The 15,329-nt window shown below is 66.8% G+C and carries 16 protein-coding genes and 2 pseudogenes; 12 read left to right on the top strand and 6 right to left on the bottom strand.

Annotated features, from left to right (window positions below; translation table 11 throughout):
- From ACH34W_RS40595 to ACH34W_RS40555, 9 genes and pseudogenes are all read left to right on the top strand, one after another.
- A pseudogene (locus ACH34W_RS40595) lies at positions 1-143 on the top strand (IS110 family transposase); the annotation flags it as partial.
- A gap of 256 nt (positions 144-399) precedes the next feature.
- The gene (locus ACH34W_RS40590) at positions 400-1,707 is read left to right on the top strand and encodes a DUF222 domain-containing protein (RefSeq protein WP_395966514.1); all 1,308 of its coding nucleotides are present in this window, start codon (positions 400-402) and stop codon (positions 1,705-1,707) included.
- Between the two features lie 375 nt (positions 1,708-2,082).
- Complete coding sequence (locus ACH34W_RS40585; RefSeq protein ID WP_395966513.1) at positions 2,083-3,060, top strand: ATP-binding cassette domain-containing protein; 978 nt, start codon at positions 2,083-2,085, stop codon at positions 3,058-3,060.
- Positions 3,057-3,875, top strand: a complete 819-nt coding sequence (locus ACH34W_RS40580; protein ID WP_395966512.1) for an ABC transporter permease — start codon at positions 3,057-3,059, stop codon at positions 3,873-3,875. The genes ACH34W_RS40585 and ACH34W_RS40580 overlap by 4 nt, the downstream gene beginning before the upstream one ends.
- Before the next feature lie 101 nt (positions 3,876-3,976).
- Positions 3,977-4,892 (top strand): annotated as a pseudogene (locus ACH34W_RS40575) (IS982 family transposase).
- A gap of 68 nt (positions 4,893-4,960) precedes the next feature.
- Entirely contained in the window at positions 4,961-5,233 is a 273-nt protein-coding gene (locus ACH34W_RS40570; protein ID WP_395966511.1) for a transposase, read from the top strand.
- Between the two features lie 157 nt (positions 5,234-5,390).
- Positions 5,391-5,570, top strand: a complete 180-nt coding sequence (locus ACH34W_RS40565; protein WP_395966510.1) for a hypothetical protein — start codon at positions 5,391-5,393, stop codon at positions 5,568-5,570.
- A gap of 52 nt (positions 5,571-5,622) precedes the next feature.
- The gene (locus ACH34W_RS40560; protein WP_395966509.1) at positions 5,623-6,096 is read left to right on the top strand and encodes a GNAT family N-acetyltransferase; all 474 of its coding nucleotides are present in this window, start codon (positions 5,623-5,625) and stop codon (positions 6,094-6,096) included.
- A gap of 297 nt (positions 6,097-6,393) precedes the next feature.
- Positions 6,394-6,780: a hypothetical protein gene (locus ACH34W_RS40555; protein ID WP_395966508.1), complete on the top strand. Its 387-nt coding sequence runs from the start codon at positions 6,394-6,396 to the stop codon at positions 6,778-6,780.
- Positions 6,781-7,372: 592 nt separating this feature from the next.
- Here ACH34W_RS40555 and ACH34W_RS40550 read toward each other — a convergent pair.
- The gene (locus ACH34W_RS40550) at positions 7,373-7,732 is read right to left on the bottom strand and encodes a hypothetical protein (protein WP_395966507.1); all 360 of its coding nucleotides are present in this window, start codon (positions 7,730-7,732) and stop codon (positions 7,373-7,375) included.
- A 501-nt stretch (positions 7,733-8,233) separates the two neighbouring features.
- On the opposite strand from ACH34W_RS40550, the gene ACH34W_RS40545 reads away from it, so the two are divergent.
- Both ACH34W_RS40545 and ACH34W_RS40540 read left to right on the top strand, forming a co-directional pair.
- A complete protein-coding gene (locus ACH34W_RS40545; protein WP_395966506.1) occupies positions 8,234-8,878 on the top strand; it encodes a dihydrofolate reductase family protein in 645 nt (214 codons plus the stop codon).
- 801 nt (positions 8,879-9,679) lie between these two features.
- Positions 9,680-9,856 (top strand): hypothetical protein, encoded by a 177-nt coding sequence (locus tag ACH34W_RS40540; protein WP_395966505.1) that lies wholly within the window; start codon positions 9,680-9,682, stop codon positions 9,854-9,856.
- 256 nt (positions 9,857-10,112) lie between these two features.
- Here ACH34W_RS40540 and ACH34W_RS40535 read toward each other — a convergent pair whose 3' ends face one another.
- From ACH34W_RS40535 to ACH34W_RS40520, 4 genes are all read right to left on the bottom strand, one after another.
- Complete coding sequence (locus ACH34W_RS40535) at positions 10,113-10,352, bottom strand: hypothetical protein (RefSeq protein ID WP_395966504.1); 240 nt, start codon at positions 10,350-10,352, stop codon at positions 10,113-10,115.
- A gap of 603 nt (positions 10,353-10,955) precedes the next feature.
- Positions 10,956-11,540 (bottom strand): DUF4240 domain-containing protein, encoded by a 585-nt coding sequence (locus tag ACH34W_RS40530; protein ID WP_395966503.1) that lies wholly within the window; start codon positions 11,538-11,540, stop codon positions 10,956-10,958.
- Positions 11,541-11,717: 177 nt separating this feature from the next.
- Positions 11,718-12,482: a PP2C family protein-serine/threonine phosphatase gene (locus ACH34W_RS40525; protein WP_395966502.1), complete on the bottom strand. Its 765-nt coding sequence runs from the start codon at positions 12,480-12,482 to the stop codon at positions 11,718-11,720.
- Complete coding sequence (locus ACH34W_RS40520) at positions 12,479-13,096, bottom strand: TetR/AcrR family transcriptional regulator (protein WP_395966501.1); 618 nt, start codon at positions 13,094-13,096, stop codon at positions 12,479-12,481. Before ACH34W_RS40520 ends, ACH34W_RS40525 begins: the two co-directional genes overlap by 4 nt.
- A gap of 36 nt (positions 13,097-13,132) precedes the next feature.
- Here ACH34W_RS40520 and ACH34W_RS40515 point away from each other — a divergent pair, with 36 nt between their 5' ends.
- Positions 13,133-13,540 (top strand): RidA family protein, encoded by a 408-nt coding sequence (locus tag ACH34W_RS40515; protein ID WP_395966500.1) that lies wholly within the window; start codon positions 13,133-13,135, stop codon positions 13,538-13,540.
- Between the two features lie 64 nt (positions 13,541-13,604).
- On the opposite strand, the gene ACH34W_RS40510 is transcribed toward ACH34W_RS40515, so the two are convergent.
- Positions 13,605-15,146, bottom strand: coding sequence for a PucR family transcriptional regulator (locus tag ACH34W_RS40510; RefSeq protein WP_395966499.1), 1,542 nt, complete (start codon positions 15,144-15,146; stop codon positions 13,605-13,607).
- Between the last annotated feature and the right edge of the window lie 183 nt (positions 15,147-15,329).

Here is a 15,329-nt window from a genome sequence, read left to right as displayed (position 1 = left end):
CCCGCGATCCCCGCACCCGCGATTACGTGCAACGGCGCACCAAAGACGGCCTGTCCAAGAAAGAAATCATCCGCTGCCTCAAACGCTATGTCGCCCGCGAGATCTACCACATCCTCACAACCCCAAACCCATTGACAACATAGGAGCATCAGCAAGGCGCGAACTGCTGCACGGAAGCACAGCGGGTCATTTCGGCACCGCTCAGCCGTCCAGCGTGTCCAGCCAGCTTATTCGAGACCGCACCCACCTCAGCTTGCGCGGCCCGCAAGACGATCATCAACCGCATTTGCCATCAATCTGATGGCCTTTCCGATCAGTAAGAAAGCTGTGGCCAGTTTAATTCCACCCTCCCGTCCATTGTGTCCAAATTGTGAAACTGTCACTCGATATACTGAGCTCATGCTTTCGAGTCCACGCGATCTCGCTGACTCTTCCACCGTCGACTTGGTGGAAGGGCTGGCAGGTATCGCTGCCGAGCTCGCCACCCGCGAAGCCGATGAATCCGGTACCTCCTGCAAAGAGCTCGCCGAGATCCTGGCAGGCGCTGTCGACCAGACCGAGCACGCTCTCGCCGGTTTGATCGCCCGTGTCGACATCAGCGGAGTGGTCAAGGATTGGGGATTCGCCTCGACCAAGGCCTGGCTGCGTACCACGCTGGGTATGCGCGACGGACGTGCCCAAGAGCGGCTCAGACTCGCCCGTCAGCTGCCCCGGCTCACTCAGGTCGACAAGCGCTGGGCGGCAGGCGACCTGTCCTACGGATACGCGGCCACGATCGCTGAAGCCGTCCACCGCTTGTCCGACGAAGACTGCGCCAAGGCGGAAGACATTCTGCTCGGCCTGGCCGACGAGGGTGTTTCGCCAGTCAAGGTCGCGCGCTTGGGACATCGCATCCGAGACGTGATCGCTGAACGAGATGGCGTCGACCTTCCAGAGGAGACCAAGCGGGAGTACGAGCGGTCGTGGATGGTCGCCACCCGTTCACTGGACGGTGGCAGCTACGTCAAGGGATGGCTTAACCCCGAAGACTCGGCCATCTGGCACGGCACTCTGGACCCGCTGGCCGAGCCCGCCGGACCGGACGACCTGCGCGACACCGCAGAACGCACCGCAGCCGTCCTGTCCAGCGTGTTGTCGGGCGGCCACAAGGCCACCAAGGTCACGGTCATCGTCGATCTGGAGGCCCTGACCGAAGACCCCGGCGCCCAAACTGGTCGTGCCGACGTGAAGACCTCCGCGCGGCTGCCCGACGGCACTCCTCTTCCCGCTGAGCAGGCTCGCCGTATCGCCCTGAGCGCGCGCGTCTCCCCACTGATCCTGGGAGCCGGAAACGTCCCGCTCTACTTCGGCCACGCCACGCGGTTCGCCAGCCAAGGGCAGCGGCAGGTACTCGAGACCCTCTACTCCACCTGCGCTGTGGAGCACTGCCCCATCCCCGGCACCCTCTGCGAAGTCGACCACGTCGATGGATGGGCACTGGGCAACAGCCCCACCGACATCGACAAGCTCGCCCTCTGCTGCGGTTGGCACAACCGGTGGAAACACGCCCACCCCGACCAAGTAGAGATCACCCACAACACCCAGGGCCAGTACGTGTACCGGACCCTGCCACCACCCCTGCCATGGAAAACAGGCAGACAGCGCCGCGTCCAAACCGCCAACCACCTTGAGTGGATCAGCACCGAACGTGCCCCCAAGGTGGCCTAGCCGGTCACGCCCAGCCGCTGGCGGCCTCACTTCGTCACATTCGGCCGCCAGTGGACCCCATGCGTCCTTTTACCGATGCGCACGCCACAGCGCAGCCCCGAAGTCCGCCAGGCCAACGCGGAGACCTCATCCGTTCTAGACGATTGCTTCCAAGGGGGCGCTGGGTTGTAGGTGTACAGGATGCGGACCACCGCGGTAGACACCGGGACCTGGTCTGGTGCACTCGCGTGCTAGCCTCTGTGGCGACTACTCGCCGTAGGGTCCAGCCCTCGCCATCAAGCCTCCTCGTGTCCGGTGACACCAGGAAGGTGGGAGTCACACCAAGTCCTGACAAGGGGTGTGACGATGGGTGCTGCCCACGTAGGAGATCCGGCCGTGGAGGCCGTTGATCTGGTCAAGAGTTATCCGGCTGGCAGGAACAAGCCGTCCATCAGGGCACTGCGAGGGCTGAGCTTCGCCGTGGCGCAGGGGACCGTATTCGGGCTGCTCGGGCCGAACGGGGCCGGCAAGTCGACCACGGTGAAGATCCTCTCGACGCTCTCGGCTGCCGACTCGGGATCGGCTCGCGTGGCCGGGATCGAGGTGGCGACGCGGCCCGAGCAGGTGCGCCGGGTGATCGGGTTCGTGTCGCAAAAGTCCGGTACGGATCCGATGGGCACCGCAATCGAGAACCTGCTGCTCGCCGGACGCCTGCACGGAATGTCCCGTCGGGATGCCATGGCGCGCGCCCGCGAGCTCCTCGACAGGTTCGGCCTGGCCGACGCCGCGAACCGGCTGGTGCAGACCTACTCCGGCGGTATGGCGCGCAGGCTCGACGTCGCGCTCGGCTTGATGCACCGCCCCCAGGTGCTCTTCCTCGACGAACCGACGACCGGGCTCGACCCCCACGCTCGCAGCGAAATGTGGGCCGAGATCGCACGGATGGCCGGGGACGAGCAGATGACGGTGCTGTTGACGACGCACTATCTGGAGGAGGCCGATCACCTCGCCGACCGGCTTGCGATCGTCGACCAGGGCACGGTGGTCGCCGCCGGCACCCCGAGCGGACTCAAGAGCGGCCTGCGCGGCGACGCGGTGCACGTCGAGTTGGCCCAGGCCGACGACCGGGCGCTCGCGGCCCTGCAGACGGTATCGGAGTTGCGGGACATCGCCATGGACGGGAGCAGTGTCCGTGGCCGAACCGATGACGGTGCCCGGGCGTTGCCACCCGTACTGGCCGCACTGGAGGAAGCGGGCATGGCTGTGACCTCCGCGACTCTCGCCCGGCCCTCGCTCGATGACGTCTACCTGCGACACACCGGCCACAGCTTCGATACCGACGCGGCGCCGAAGGCTCTGGAGGTGACGGAGTGACCACCGCACACCAGCACTTCATCGGTGCGCGTCCGCTGACCGTGCTCACCCACGCCGCGCTCCTGACCGGCCGTCTGCTGCGCGCCCTGCGGCGGATGCCGACCTTCCTCGTCATCGGCTTGGTGCAGCCGGTGATCTGGCTGCTGCTGTTCGGACAGCTGTTCCGCTCGGTGGCGGACCTGCCCGGGTTCACGCACGCGGGCGGCGGCTTCCTGCAGTTCCTCACGCCGGGCGTGGTGATGATGACCGCGCTGTTCGCGAGCGCGTGGGCAGGAACGACCTACCTGCAGGACATCGATCGCGGTGTGATGGACCGGATGCTCACCTCCCCCGCCAGCCGGGGCGCCATGGTGATCGCGACCATGGCCTACCAGGCGATCCAGACGCTCATCCAGAGCGTGATCATCGTCGCCATCGCCCTGGCCGCCGGCGCCCGGTTGCCCGGGAGCGTCGTCGGCGTCGGCGTCACACTGCTTGCCGCGGTGCTGCTGACCCTGACCTTCTCGGCACTGTCGGACGCAGTGGCGCTGCTGACCCGCCAGCAGGCGACGCTCATCGCGATCTCCCAATTCACCACGCTGCCGCTGATGTTCCTCAGCTCGGCCGTGATGGACCTCGGCCTGGCCCCGGGCTGGGTCGGTGTCGTTGCCGACTACAACCCCATGGAATGGGCGGTCGTCGCGGCCCGAGAGGCGATGGGCGCCCACACCGACTGGAGCACGGTCTGGGTGCACCTGGGGCTGCTCGCAGCGGCAGCCCTCGTCATGGGCCTGCTGTCCACGCGTGCCTTCCGCACCTACCGGAAGCAGGCGTGAAGCATCCGGTCTGGCCCAGTGAGGGCACGGCGGGCCTGCCGGGTATGGGCGAGGTGTCCAGGATCAGTGTTGCGTGATGCTGAATCGTGGAGGGGCAGGCGCTGGATGCCGATCTGGACACCCTCACGACCGCACTCTACGTGCGGACCGCCGACCTGCTGCTGGAATCCCCGGACCTTGCGCCGTGGCGCCCAGCGGTGGGGATCACGCCCAACCTTTCCGACGCCGAGCTGGTCACGCTGTCGGTGATGCAGGCGCTGCTCGGGTTCACCTCCGAGCGGCGCTTTCATCCGCCATGCCCGCGCCCGCCTGCGGCACCTGTTCCCGTATCTGCCCAAGGCCCCGGGCTACAACAAGCGGCTACGCAAAGCGGCCGGGATGATCCAGCGGGTCATCCGGCTGCTGGCGGTCGACACCACACTGTGGAGCGACGATGTGTGGGTGGTGGACTCCACCCCGGTGGAGTGCGGCCGCTCCCGCGAGACCGTCAAGCGCTCCGAGTTGGCCTGCTGGGCTGAGTACGGCTACTGCGCCTCCCACTCCCGCTTCTTCTGGGGCCTGCGGCTGCACCTGGTATGCACCCTGCACGGCCTGCCGGTGGCGTTCGCGCTGACCGGGGCCAAGGCCGACGAGCGCGAGACTCTGCTGGCGATGTTCGAGGTCGAGCCCGGCCTGCTCGCCGACCGCGCGGGGCAGACGCTGATCGCAGACAAGAACTACTTCGGGCGAACCTTCGAGCAGTGCCTGGGCGAGCTGGGCCTGCGTCTGTTGCGCCCGGCCCGCAAGGGCGAGGCCGAGCAGGCCGGCGCGGCGCTGTTCAAGCCGCACCGGCAGGTGATCGAGTCGATCAATGAGACCTTCAAGGGCCAGCTCGACCTGGAACGACACCGCGGCCGCACCCACACAGGCGTGATCGCCCGAGTTCTGCAACGCCTCCTGGCGCTGACCGCAGCGATCTGGCACAACGACCACACCGGCCAGTCCGTGAGGCGCGCCCTGACCGCTTACGATCACTGACCCGCCCTGGAAGCAATCATCTAGGACCTGTATTGGAAGTGGATCTTCAAGTGCGATGATCTCGCTTCGTGTCGCGTGGAGACTTGACCGATGTGCAATGGGCCCGGCTGGAGCCCTTGTTGCCGACCGGCAAGAAGCCTGGACGGCCGCCGATGTGGACCCGGCGACAGCTGATCGACGGCATACGGTGGCGGACGCGGACTGGGGCACCATGGCGGGGTGTGCCGGGCCCACCAGCACGCCGCCGGGGCGCGGAAAAGGGGGATGTGCAGGCTGAGTCGCCCGGCGGATTGAGACCGAGCCGGCCGACCATGGGCTTGGACGCTCGCGCGCCGGCCTGACCACCAAGCTGCACCTGGCCGTCGAGCAGGGCCAGAAGGCGATGTCGATCGTGATTACAGCCGGGCAGCGCGGGGACTCCCCACAATTCGAGGCCGTGCTGAAGCAGATCCAGGTTCGTCGTCTGGGCCTGGCAGGCCCCGCACCCGCCCCGACCGAGTGCGGGCCGACAAGGCGTACGCCTCCTGCAAGAACCGCGCCTACCTGCGCAAGCGCGGGATCCGCTGCACCATCCCGGACAAGGCTGATCACATCCGCCACCGGAAGAAGCTCGGTGCCCGCGGTGGCCACCCGCACGAAGCCACTGTCCTCGTTGCGGCCATCAGCGAATGGCTGTGACCTGTACGGAAATCAATTCACCTCGCCAGGGCAAAGAGGCGAAACTCACCTCATGACCACAGACTTCATCGTGCGCCCGGCCCGACCCGCCGATGCCCGGCCCCTGGCCGAAATGCGCTGGACGTTCAAGCAAGAGGATTACGAAGGGCAGCCGCCAGCACCGGCCCGGCCCCTGGAAGAGGCCGAACACTGGATCCGCGACCGGCTCAGCGATGGCCAATGGCTGGCCTGGGTCGCGGAGACCGGAGGCGAAATCTGCGGCCACGTCTTCCTCTGCCCGGTAGAGAGGATGCCGGATCCGTACATCGACAACACCCCGGTCGGCTACGTCACGAACTTCTACGTCACGCCGTCGCAACGCGACAAGGGAGCAGGCTCCGCACTCCTGGAGGCGCTGAAACAGCACTCACACAGGGCAGGCTTCGACACTCTGATCGTCTGGCCCTCAGAGCGCAGCAGCCCCCTCTGGCAGCGGGCCGGTTTCCAACCCTCAGAAGAACTGTTGGAACTGCCGCTCGACACTTGATGAGCTCCACTTCCGATACACGGCCAGCTGCCGCCAGAACGGCCAGGCTGGCGCGGAGGTGGAGGCGGCGTGGGGACCGGTGCCTTTGCCCGGTGATGTCACGCGTCGGCTTGTGCGTTTGCTGTCATCGAAGTCTCCGCGTCCCTGGCCGGAAGCACGGTCCGGGTCGGTGCGCGCCCTGTGATCCGCCCTAGACGAGTAGCTCCGATGTGCCCCGCTGCATCTGGCCGTCTTCGGATGACGGACGATCTTGGTGGGCAGGCATCATGAGAGTCCGGCTTTGAAGGAGTGACGCCCGTGAGGCTGGTCTCTGACCCCACGTACGGCGAAGTGGATCTCTCCGCATCGGCGGAAGAACTGACGCGCTTGGCCAGCGCGGTGGCCCAGGGCGAGGGGCTGCTCCGCTCCACATCCTCGCCGGGCAGCAACACCTTGGCCGGGGTCGAGGTCAAGAAGACTTCCGGCCCCGGGGTCCTCATCCACCGGGACCCCGAGCAGCAGATCCTTGTGATCAGCGGTGACTCCGCCAGCAGGGCTGTACTCGCGGAGAATCTGCAAGCAATGGCCGCCGCAGAGGGCGGCGGTCACCTCCACATCGACTACTTTCCCGGGCACTTCTACCTTGCCGAAGGGTCACTGCCCTTGGTGGTCAACAGCCCGCACGGAGGCATGCCGACCCGGTGAGCGGGCAGTTGGCCGCTGCGATCAGTGATCGTAGGCGACCAGGTAACCGGTGCACGACCTTGTTGTGCCAGATCCCGGCCGCCATCGCTGGACACGCTGGGCCACCTGGATGGCGACGCCCTCGACGGTCCGACCGCCGTGTTCAGCTGGGCTTTGAGGGTGTCGTCGACCGACTCGATCAGCTGGCGCACCTTCTTGAGCACCGGCTCCCCGTACTGCCGCTTCTCCCGCTTGCGCGGGCCGTCCATCAAGATCCGCTTGGTCGCCGACCGGCGCTGCCGTCATATCACCCGTGCAGGCATGGCGACTCTCCCCGGTTCATCCCGCTACTGGGTCCGCGCCGTGGCCTGGGGCGGCCCCGCCGGCGTCCGGCCCAGGTGATGGCCGACAAGGCCTAACTCCTCCCGACGCAACCGCCGCTACCTGTGGCGACGCGGTATCCGGGCCGTCCCCTGAAGAAGGACCCATAGGGCAACCGTGTGCGGCGGGGGTCCAAGGGCGGGCGGCCTCCGGTCTTGGACTCAGAGGCAATGAACCGATCGAAGAGTTGCTGTGGTGGTGAACGTGGGCGCCTCGCGAAACGCTGCCGCGATCAGTGCAGGCCGGCATCGGCAAAGCTTTGGCAGGATCGCGAGTACTCATCCGCCTCCTTCAGCACATCGAGGAGCTGGTCAGGGCCGCACTCCCAACCTCTGCAGATTCCGCTCGCCCCGTTGACCATACCGACCACCAGATCGCCGCCATCTAGCGGAATGACAACCACAACGTCGTCTCGGCCATCGGATTCGACAAGGTCGACAGACAGGTAGGGACGCTCATCGTTGATGCCCCACAGCGGAATCGCTCCATGGGACCATCGCACCCTGTAGCCGAAGGGCTTTCCCCAAGCACGCACCACCGTCTCCAGTTCCGCCAGCCGAGGATCGGCGGCCCATGGTGCGGCCTCATTCATTTCGAGACTCCGGCAAGCCCGCCCCTCACTTGCGCACACCCCATCAGGCTGTGGCAGCTCATTCGTTTCTCGCCATGGGACGGAGTTATCAGACGAACCCCACCAAGATCTACAGGACACGCCCGGGCGCCACAGCCATAGATCGCGCCGGTGACCTGCGGTTACGCTGGAGGCAGGCGAGTCACCCGGTTTGGATGCGGCCTGTGATCTATCGCGAGTGTCGGTGCGGCGTCCCGGCCTGGTGGCGTGAGCAGGGCACCGGTGCTGTGCGTTCAAGATCGGTCGGCATGTGCTGTTCGTGGAATCGGACGTGGGAGCCTGGATCAAGGCGCTCAGTGCACCTTTTGAGCCCTGTTGCCGGGCGTCGCAAGGATGCTGACAGCGGGACGGGATGGTGACCGGGCGAGGAGTACGAAGCTGGGTGCTGTCGCAGCGATGAGCCTGTCGGCGCCCGCAGGTCTACCTCCCGACCGAGACAACCAGACTCATCGGGAGTAGGGCATGGGCCTCATCCACATCGAGATGTTCGCAACCCTCGATCTCGTCGGGCAGGCGCCCGGCGGCCCCGACGAGGACCCGGTGGGGTTCCCGTTCGGCGGCTGGCAGGCGCCCCTGCTGGACGAGGTCGCCGGGGCGCAGATCGGTGCCGCGTACGAGGGCACGGACGCCCTCCTGCTCGGGCGGCGGACGTATGACATCTTCGCCGCCTTCTGGCCGTACCAGGAGGGCGGCCAGGACAACGAGATCGCCACGCTTTTCAACAGCGTCCCCAAGTACGTGGCCTCGCGCGGCAAGCCCGACCTCTCGTGGGCCGGGTCCACGCAGCTCGGCCCGGATCTGGCCGGTGCGGTGCGCGAGATCCGTGACCGGCACGAGCACGTGAAGGTCGTCGGGAGCCTGAACCTGGTGCAGACCCTCCTGCGCGAGAAGCTCTTCGACCGTCTTGACCTCTGGGTGCACCCGATCATGCTCGGCGTCGGCAAGAAGGTGTTCGACGGCGGCGCGGTGCCCACGAACCTCACCCTCCTCGAACCGCCGGCCGCCGGCCCCAAGGGCAGCGTGTACCTGCGCTACGGGCTCGCCGACGGCATACCCGGGACGGGGGACATGAGCGCACCCGATCGCGGTGCCGGGCGCGACGACTGAAGCCGCCCCGCGCCAGGTGGGCCCGTGTCGTCGGCGATGAATCCGCCAGGTCGGCAGTAGGTCACGGCGTCGGCAGTTCGCGGTACCGACGCCCTGGGCAAGTCCCTCGCCAGTTGGTCGCCACCGTCATGCAAATGGTCTGGCAGGCACCGTCGCCCTAGGCCTGTCCCGTGGATCATGTGACGGGATCGCGGAGCCAGATCCGGATCGCGGCGACGTCGACAGTGCCCAGGTAGATTCGTTTTCGTTTGTCGTCTCTGGTCGCGACGGCTCGGAACTCCTTGAGCCTGCCGAAACAGCACTGCGATCACCGCCCGGATCCCGCGTCGCCGTATGTAGCGGCGGTTGGCTCGGGAGGAGTAGGCCTTGTCGGCCGCAGCGACCCCTGGAGTGCGACACGGTCGGCCAGGGCTGATCAGCCGGGCGATCGGACGGCAGCGCCGGTCGGCGGGCAGGTGAATCTTGGTCGTCCAGCCACCTGGGACTTGCCCAACGCCTCTCGCCCGGATTTCTTCATTCGAGATGTCCCCCTGTGGGGTAATCGGACGCCGGGGCCTTGCGGGCCCCGGCGGCGTGCCGGTGGGCCCGGTTGGTGGTCGAGTCCAAGCTGACCATCCAGTCCTCGACCTCGTCGCATCCGGGTCGCCAGGGTTGCGGCGTGGTCGGTGACGGCGATGCAGTACGCGGTGTCGGCCCAGGCTTGGGTGAGGGTCGGGTGCGTGGCCGCGACGCCGCAGCGCGGCTGGACCGCATCACACGGGAACTGTTGCGCGACAAGCTCAGCGCTTCCGACTGCCCGCGATGACCGGCGAACAGATCCGGCACGCCCACGCCCTGCTCGCCAATCCTGACGAGACGATCGCCTCCATCGCCCGCCTGCTGGGTGTCCCGTTCCATTCTCTACAAGTACTTGAACAGGGACGAGGCTCCGAATCGGAGCTCCCCGCGGTGCGGCCGCCGAGCCGAACTCAGCACTGAATGACCCGGCAGGCGCCAATGACACCTCCACAGCTTGACAAGAGCATCGACGACCAGGCTGACCGCAGCGAAACCGACGAACTCGATCAGGATGTACGTACGCTTCACAGCCGATCCGAACCAAGAGTCCTGCGAATGGATCGCGATCATCTGGGCCGCCTCCGGCAGCCGGGGCCTGTGGAGCAGCGGCGCTACCTGCAAGGACGCCTGACGTCTGGTGTTAGCTGTCTTACCGACAGGCCAACCGCGGTGAAAACTATAAGAGACGGCGCGCCACGGCGCCGCATCCATTGGTGTAGTCAATGGTCCAGCTCACTATCTCCCAGCCACGCCCTTCAAGCACTTCAACGGCCCGGAACAGCCCAGCCCAGCCCTCGCGGTAGCCCATCACGAAGACGTACCTGTGAGGATACGCGTCCAGTAGCTCGACCTCTGCAAGGAGATCATCGGCGTGGATGACGCGTTGCTTCTCCAGCCGTTTGGTGATTCTGCTCATGACGGAGAGCATCCCGTAGAATGCGGTGAAAGAGCAATATGCCCCTGCTGTTCGGCCCAGTTCCGGCCACTGTCGTCCAGGCCATACCAATAGGCAGCGCCCTCAGGTCCGTCAAGCCGCTCGCCGACCGGAAACCGTAGTGCCAGGAAGTGGAGCGGGCGGACCGCGTACGCCTGATCCGTGTACGGCAAACACCGGGCGACCTGCGGCTTTGTGTTCCGTCGGACAGGTCGCGGGGAAAGCGGCAGCGCTCACTCATGGCCGGGACATACTTCGGTTAAGGAAGGGCATCTCTTGGGTCGGCATCAATGCCACTAATCGGCATCAAACTCCCTGCAAGTGGGGGTATCGAGTCAAGAGGTGATTAAATATATCGACTCTCGCTGCCTGAGGCGAATGTAGATCGTTGGCGGGAGTGGTGTTGAATGCGCCCACTTGGTACTTTTGTCCCTGTCTCATCCCGGGATGCGGTGTATTGAGGGTGAATTCAGACCATAGGCGCACCACCATGGACGCCATCGTCTTCATCGACCGTACCGGCGCCCCGTGGCGCTACCTGCCGCACGGCTACACGCCATTTACGTGGAATCAGATCTAGACCTGTCAAGTGGCGGGGTGGTGCTCGCCGAGGAGCTCTGTGAGTCGAGGGAGTCTTGCGCGCCGCTGTTCGATGTCGTCGTAGTCCCAGCGTTCGTCTTCTGGGAAGGCATCGCAGATACGGTAAAGGCCTCGTTCTTCGAGGGCGTCCTCCAGCCCCTCTTCTTCTCCGGTGGCGCGATCGTAGGCGTCGAGCGCGACGTAGTTCATGCTTTCCCAGCCCGGCCACTCGTCGTCGGTCCAATCCGATCTTGGGCGTCCAGCGAGGCGGCGGACTTCGTGGGTCTCAGCGAGGGCGTCGGGGTGGGCGGCTACGCGTTCGAAGGTGTCGCGGCCGAGGCCGATGAGCCAGGGTTGGAAGTACCAGAAGCTGTCGTCGGAGCACCACCCCTGAAAGATGTTCCAAGCGGCGCCCCACATGAGCCGAGTGTCGACCCGCTTTCGTTGAGCAGTGAGGTGCAGCTCGAACTCGATGATCTCGGGGACCGGGTGGCGTGCGAGGTGAGCGGTCAGCCGTTCAGTGCGCTGGTCCTGGCTGGTGCTCCCCGCCGCGGACTGGCGAATGAGCGTCCAGAAGTCTTCGAGTGTCACGGCGGCAAGGTACCGCTTTGCCGGACTTTCACGATCGGCAGGAGCAGCGCGCCAGCTGGACGTTGAAGCTCGCGCGGCGTAGGACCGGCGGGAGTGGGGACGTCGACGAGCTACCCGCGGAGTCTGTCCAGGGCGGTCCGGCCCTCGTCGACTTGGGTACTTGTGTGTTCTGGGCGACTACCGTCTGATCACCAGGGCGGTCACATTGTCGTGACCACCGGCATCTAGGGCGTACGCGACCAATCTCTGCGCGTCTTCCAGTGGGTTGCCCTTGAGTTCGGACTGCAACGATCTGGCGTCGCCCAGATAGCGCCACAATCCGTCCGTGCACAGGAGCAAGGAGCCTGGACCTTGGGGGCGATAGCTACGGCCATGCGGCGATGTTTCGGCGGCGTCGGCTCCTAGCCAGGCCGCGAGTGCCTCGTGTTCGCCGATGTCGTCCTCGGTCAGCGCCATCCCCGGTCCCTCATCCGGCAGCCAGTACGCACGGCTGTCTCCGACCCAGCCGACCCAGATGCCGGCAGGACCGATGAGGCCCGCGACGTACGTGCAGGCCGGAGCGGTGTTCACCGAGGTGGCCAAGGCGGCTACCGCTCGGCCTGCGCGGATGGCGGCCACTTCGTGTGCCACCTCGGGCACGGTCCTTGCTTCCATCTCTGTGGCAAGGGCCGCCGCCCCGGTTTCGGCTGCGACCTGGGCGGCTCGTTCGGCGCGAGGGGACATTGAGACGCCGTCGCAGACGACTCCGATCGTCCATGCCCCGCTGGTGGTCAGGGCCAAGGCGTCGGCGTTGATTTGACGGCGATGGCCACGATCGCTGACACCGGCGCCTGGGCCGAGGGCGTGCTCCAGATGCGCGCGGAAGGCCGGTTGTGTTTCGCCGCAGTCCCAGCAATGCCCGTCAGGTGCGACTGTCCCACCGCACGCTGCGCAGGGGGTCATGGCGGCATCGTAGGGCGCCAGCCGCGTTTTACCGAGTGGTGGCACTGGCCGGGGTCGTCGCCTGCGCTGGTGAAGAGTGCGGTGAGGAGGGGGATGCCGTGGGCCAGGGCTTGGTGCGGGAGGGGGCCGGTGGCTACCAGCGATGCCAGGCCGTGGCCGATGGTCCAGCTTTGGGTGGCTAGTTCCAGCGGGTCGATGTCGGGGCGGAGGCGGCCGGCGGTTTTGGCTCGTTCGACCGTGAGGACGAGGTGGTGCAGGGTCGCGTCGGCTGCTGTGGTGTCCTCCAGTTCGAACCCGGCGTCGAACATGATCCGGTAGAGGTCTGGGTTGGCCAGGGCGTTGGAGAGGTAGGCGGCGCCCAGGGCGGCCAGGTCATGGACTGGGTCGGGGGAGGGGGAGACCGTGTTCAGCTCGGCGGCCAGTCGGGTGAATCCTTCTTGGCGCATCGCCTTCCACAGGCCGTCCATGCCTCCGAAGTAGGTGTAGACGGCCATGGTCGAGACGCCAGTTCCGGCGACGAGGGAGCGGAGGGTGATCGGCTGGCGGGTGCTCAGCATGTGCGCGGCACGGTCGATCAGCAGGGAACGGATCGCCGGATCTTTCGTCCTCACCATGGCGCCACAATACATAGCATTGCTATGTTTTGGGTCATGACGATAAAGCTGATCAATCCGGACGGGCTCCCCAAGCCTGAGGTCTACCGTCAGATGGCGGTCGCCAGTGGGACGAAGCTGGTCTTCCTTGCGGGCCAGGTAGCCCGCGATGCTGAGGGCCGGAAGGTGGGGGAGGGCGATCTCGCCGCCCAGGTCGAGCAGGCCTACGTCAACATCGGAACCGCGTTGGCCGAGGTCGGCGGGTCCTTCGATGACGTGGCGAAGCTGACCATTTACGTCGTGGACTGGACGCTCGAGAAGATGCCGCTGCTCGGGGAGGGCGTTGCCCGGGCGGCTGAAAGGCTGGGGGTCGACCCGGTCAAGCCGATCACACTGCTCGGCGTCGCGGCGCTCGGTGAGCCTGATCTTCTTGTCGAGGTCGAAGCCACCGCTGTTCTTGACTGAACAGGCACACAGGCAAGCGCGCGCGGGCAGGTCCGGGCCACGGCCGGATTCTGGAGGATGCTCCCTAACCGAGGCGGAGGGCGAGGAAGAAGTCCACACGATCCTCCAAACGGGACAGGTTCCGGCCGGTCAGCTCCTCGATGCGCTGGATGCGGTAACGCACGGAGTTGACGTGGAGGTGGAGCTGTTCGGCGCACCGCGTCCACGATCCGGAGTTTTGGAGGAACGTCTCAAGGGTGCGGATGAGGTCGGCCTTGTGTACCTCGTCGTACGTGAGGAGAGGGTCGAGGAGACGGACCCGGAACATATGCCGTACGTCGTCGGGGACGCTTGCCAGAAGCAGGACGTGGGTCGCCAGCTCGTCATGGCCGACGACGCAGACGGGGTCGGTGCGGCCTGCGGCGAGCCGGCGGGCGTAGCGGGCCTCTTCGACGGCGCCGCGGAGCTCACCGGCGGCCACGACGTCGCTCACTCCGACGGCCAGGCCGCTGTCGGCGAGGCCGGGCGCGATGACCTGGAGGACGCGGTGGATGCCGCCCGCGACGTCGTGCTCGCCCTCGGCCGGAACGGGGAGGAGGGCGATCACCTCCTCGTCCAGAAGCCCGACGACGGGACGTGGGCCGGGGAGGATCTCGCGGAGCAGGGTGCGGAGCTCGCCCGGGCGCAGGTCGCCGCGTTCGGTGCCGCGGGAGGTGGCGGCGACGGCCACGAATGACGACAGGACGTCGAGGCCGCTGAGTTCGAGGCGGGGCAGGATCTCGTCCGTTCCGGCCGCCGCGACGATCAGGCGGACGAGTTCCTGCGCCAGCCGCCCCTCGACGCTGAGACGGTCGTCGGAACGGACCCGTTCGAGCGCCACGATCGCGGCCAGCTCGCCGGTCAGCGCGCGGCGTTCGGCGGGCCATTCCTCCCAGTCGCCCTCGCACACGATGAACCAGTCGGCCACGCGGGAGGTGGTGTCGGCGGCCACCGGGAAGATCGACAGGTCAGGCGTGCGGAGCCGGTGCGGCAGCCGGGGCGCGGTCAGGAAGACGCGGGCCACCCCGGCCGGGTCGATGTCGTCCGGGAGAGGGTGCGAGCCCGCCACGACGCGGCCGGCAGGGGTCACCACCCAGCAGCGCATGCCCAGGTCACGGCCGACGAGTTCGAGGATGGACCCGAGCCCGGCGCCCTCGGTGGCGCCCGCGACCAGGCGGCGGTGCCGGTCCAGCACGGCGGCCAGGTCGGCGGCGCGGGCGGTGGACAGGTGCCGGACCACTTCCTCGGTGACCGTGGCGAACGCGACGTCCTCCGGAACGCGGAAGAGCGGCAGCCGGTGGCGGCGGCAGGCGTCGATGAGGTCGCCCGGGATCGTGCCCGCCTCGGCGTCCCAGGCGGCGAGCGCGGAGACGCCCGCCTTGGTGAGGGCCTGGACGAAGATCTCGGAGTCCGCCGGGCCGGACCGCCAGACGAGGCCGCTGAGGACCAGTTCGCGGCCGCTCAGATAGCGGCTCGGGTCGAGCATGTCGGTGGTCACCACCCACCGGATCACCCGGTCCAGCTGGTCTTCTCCCGTGACGACCGCCAGCCGCAGGTCCGGCATGTCGAGCAAGGTCCGCAGCCTCATGATCGCCCCCCTTCGCAGCCCTCCGGCACCGGCGCCTCCGCCGGGCGAGGTTAACCCATTGTTCATCGGGGCCCTCAGCACGATCTTCGCCAGGGTCTACGGTTCGGGGCATCCGGCGTTTCGCTTGGAGCAACGCACGAAAAGTATCCGGTGAGCGTGGTCACACTTCGGACTTCCTGTCTC

Source organism: Actinomadura sp. 6N118 (assembly GCF_044326415.1).
Taxonomy (GTDB): Bacteria; Actinomycetota; Actinomycetes; order Streptosporangiales; family Streptosporangiaceae; genus Spirillospora.
The sequence above is the reverse complement of the archived record's forward strand: the minus strand, read 5'-3'. Positions and strand labels throughout refer to the sequence as shown.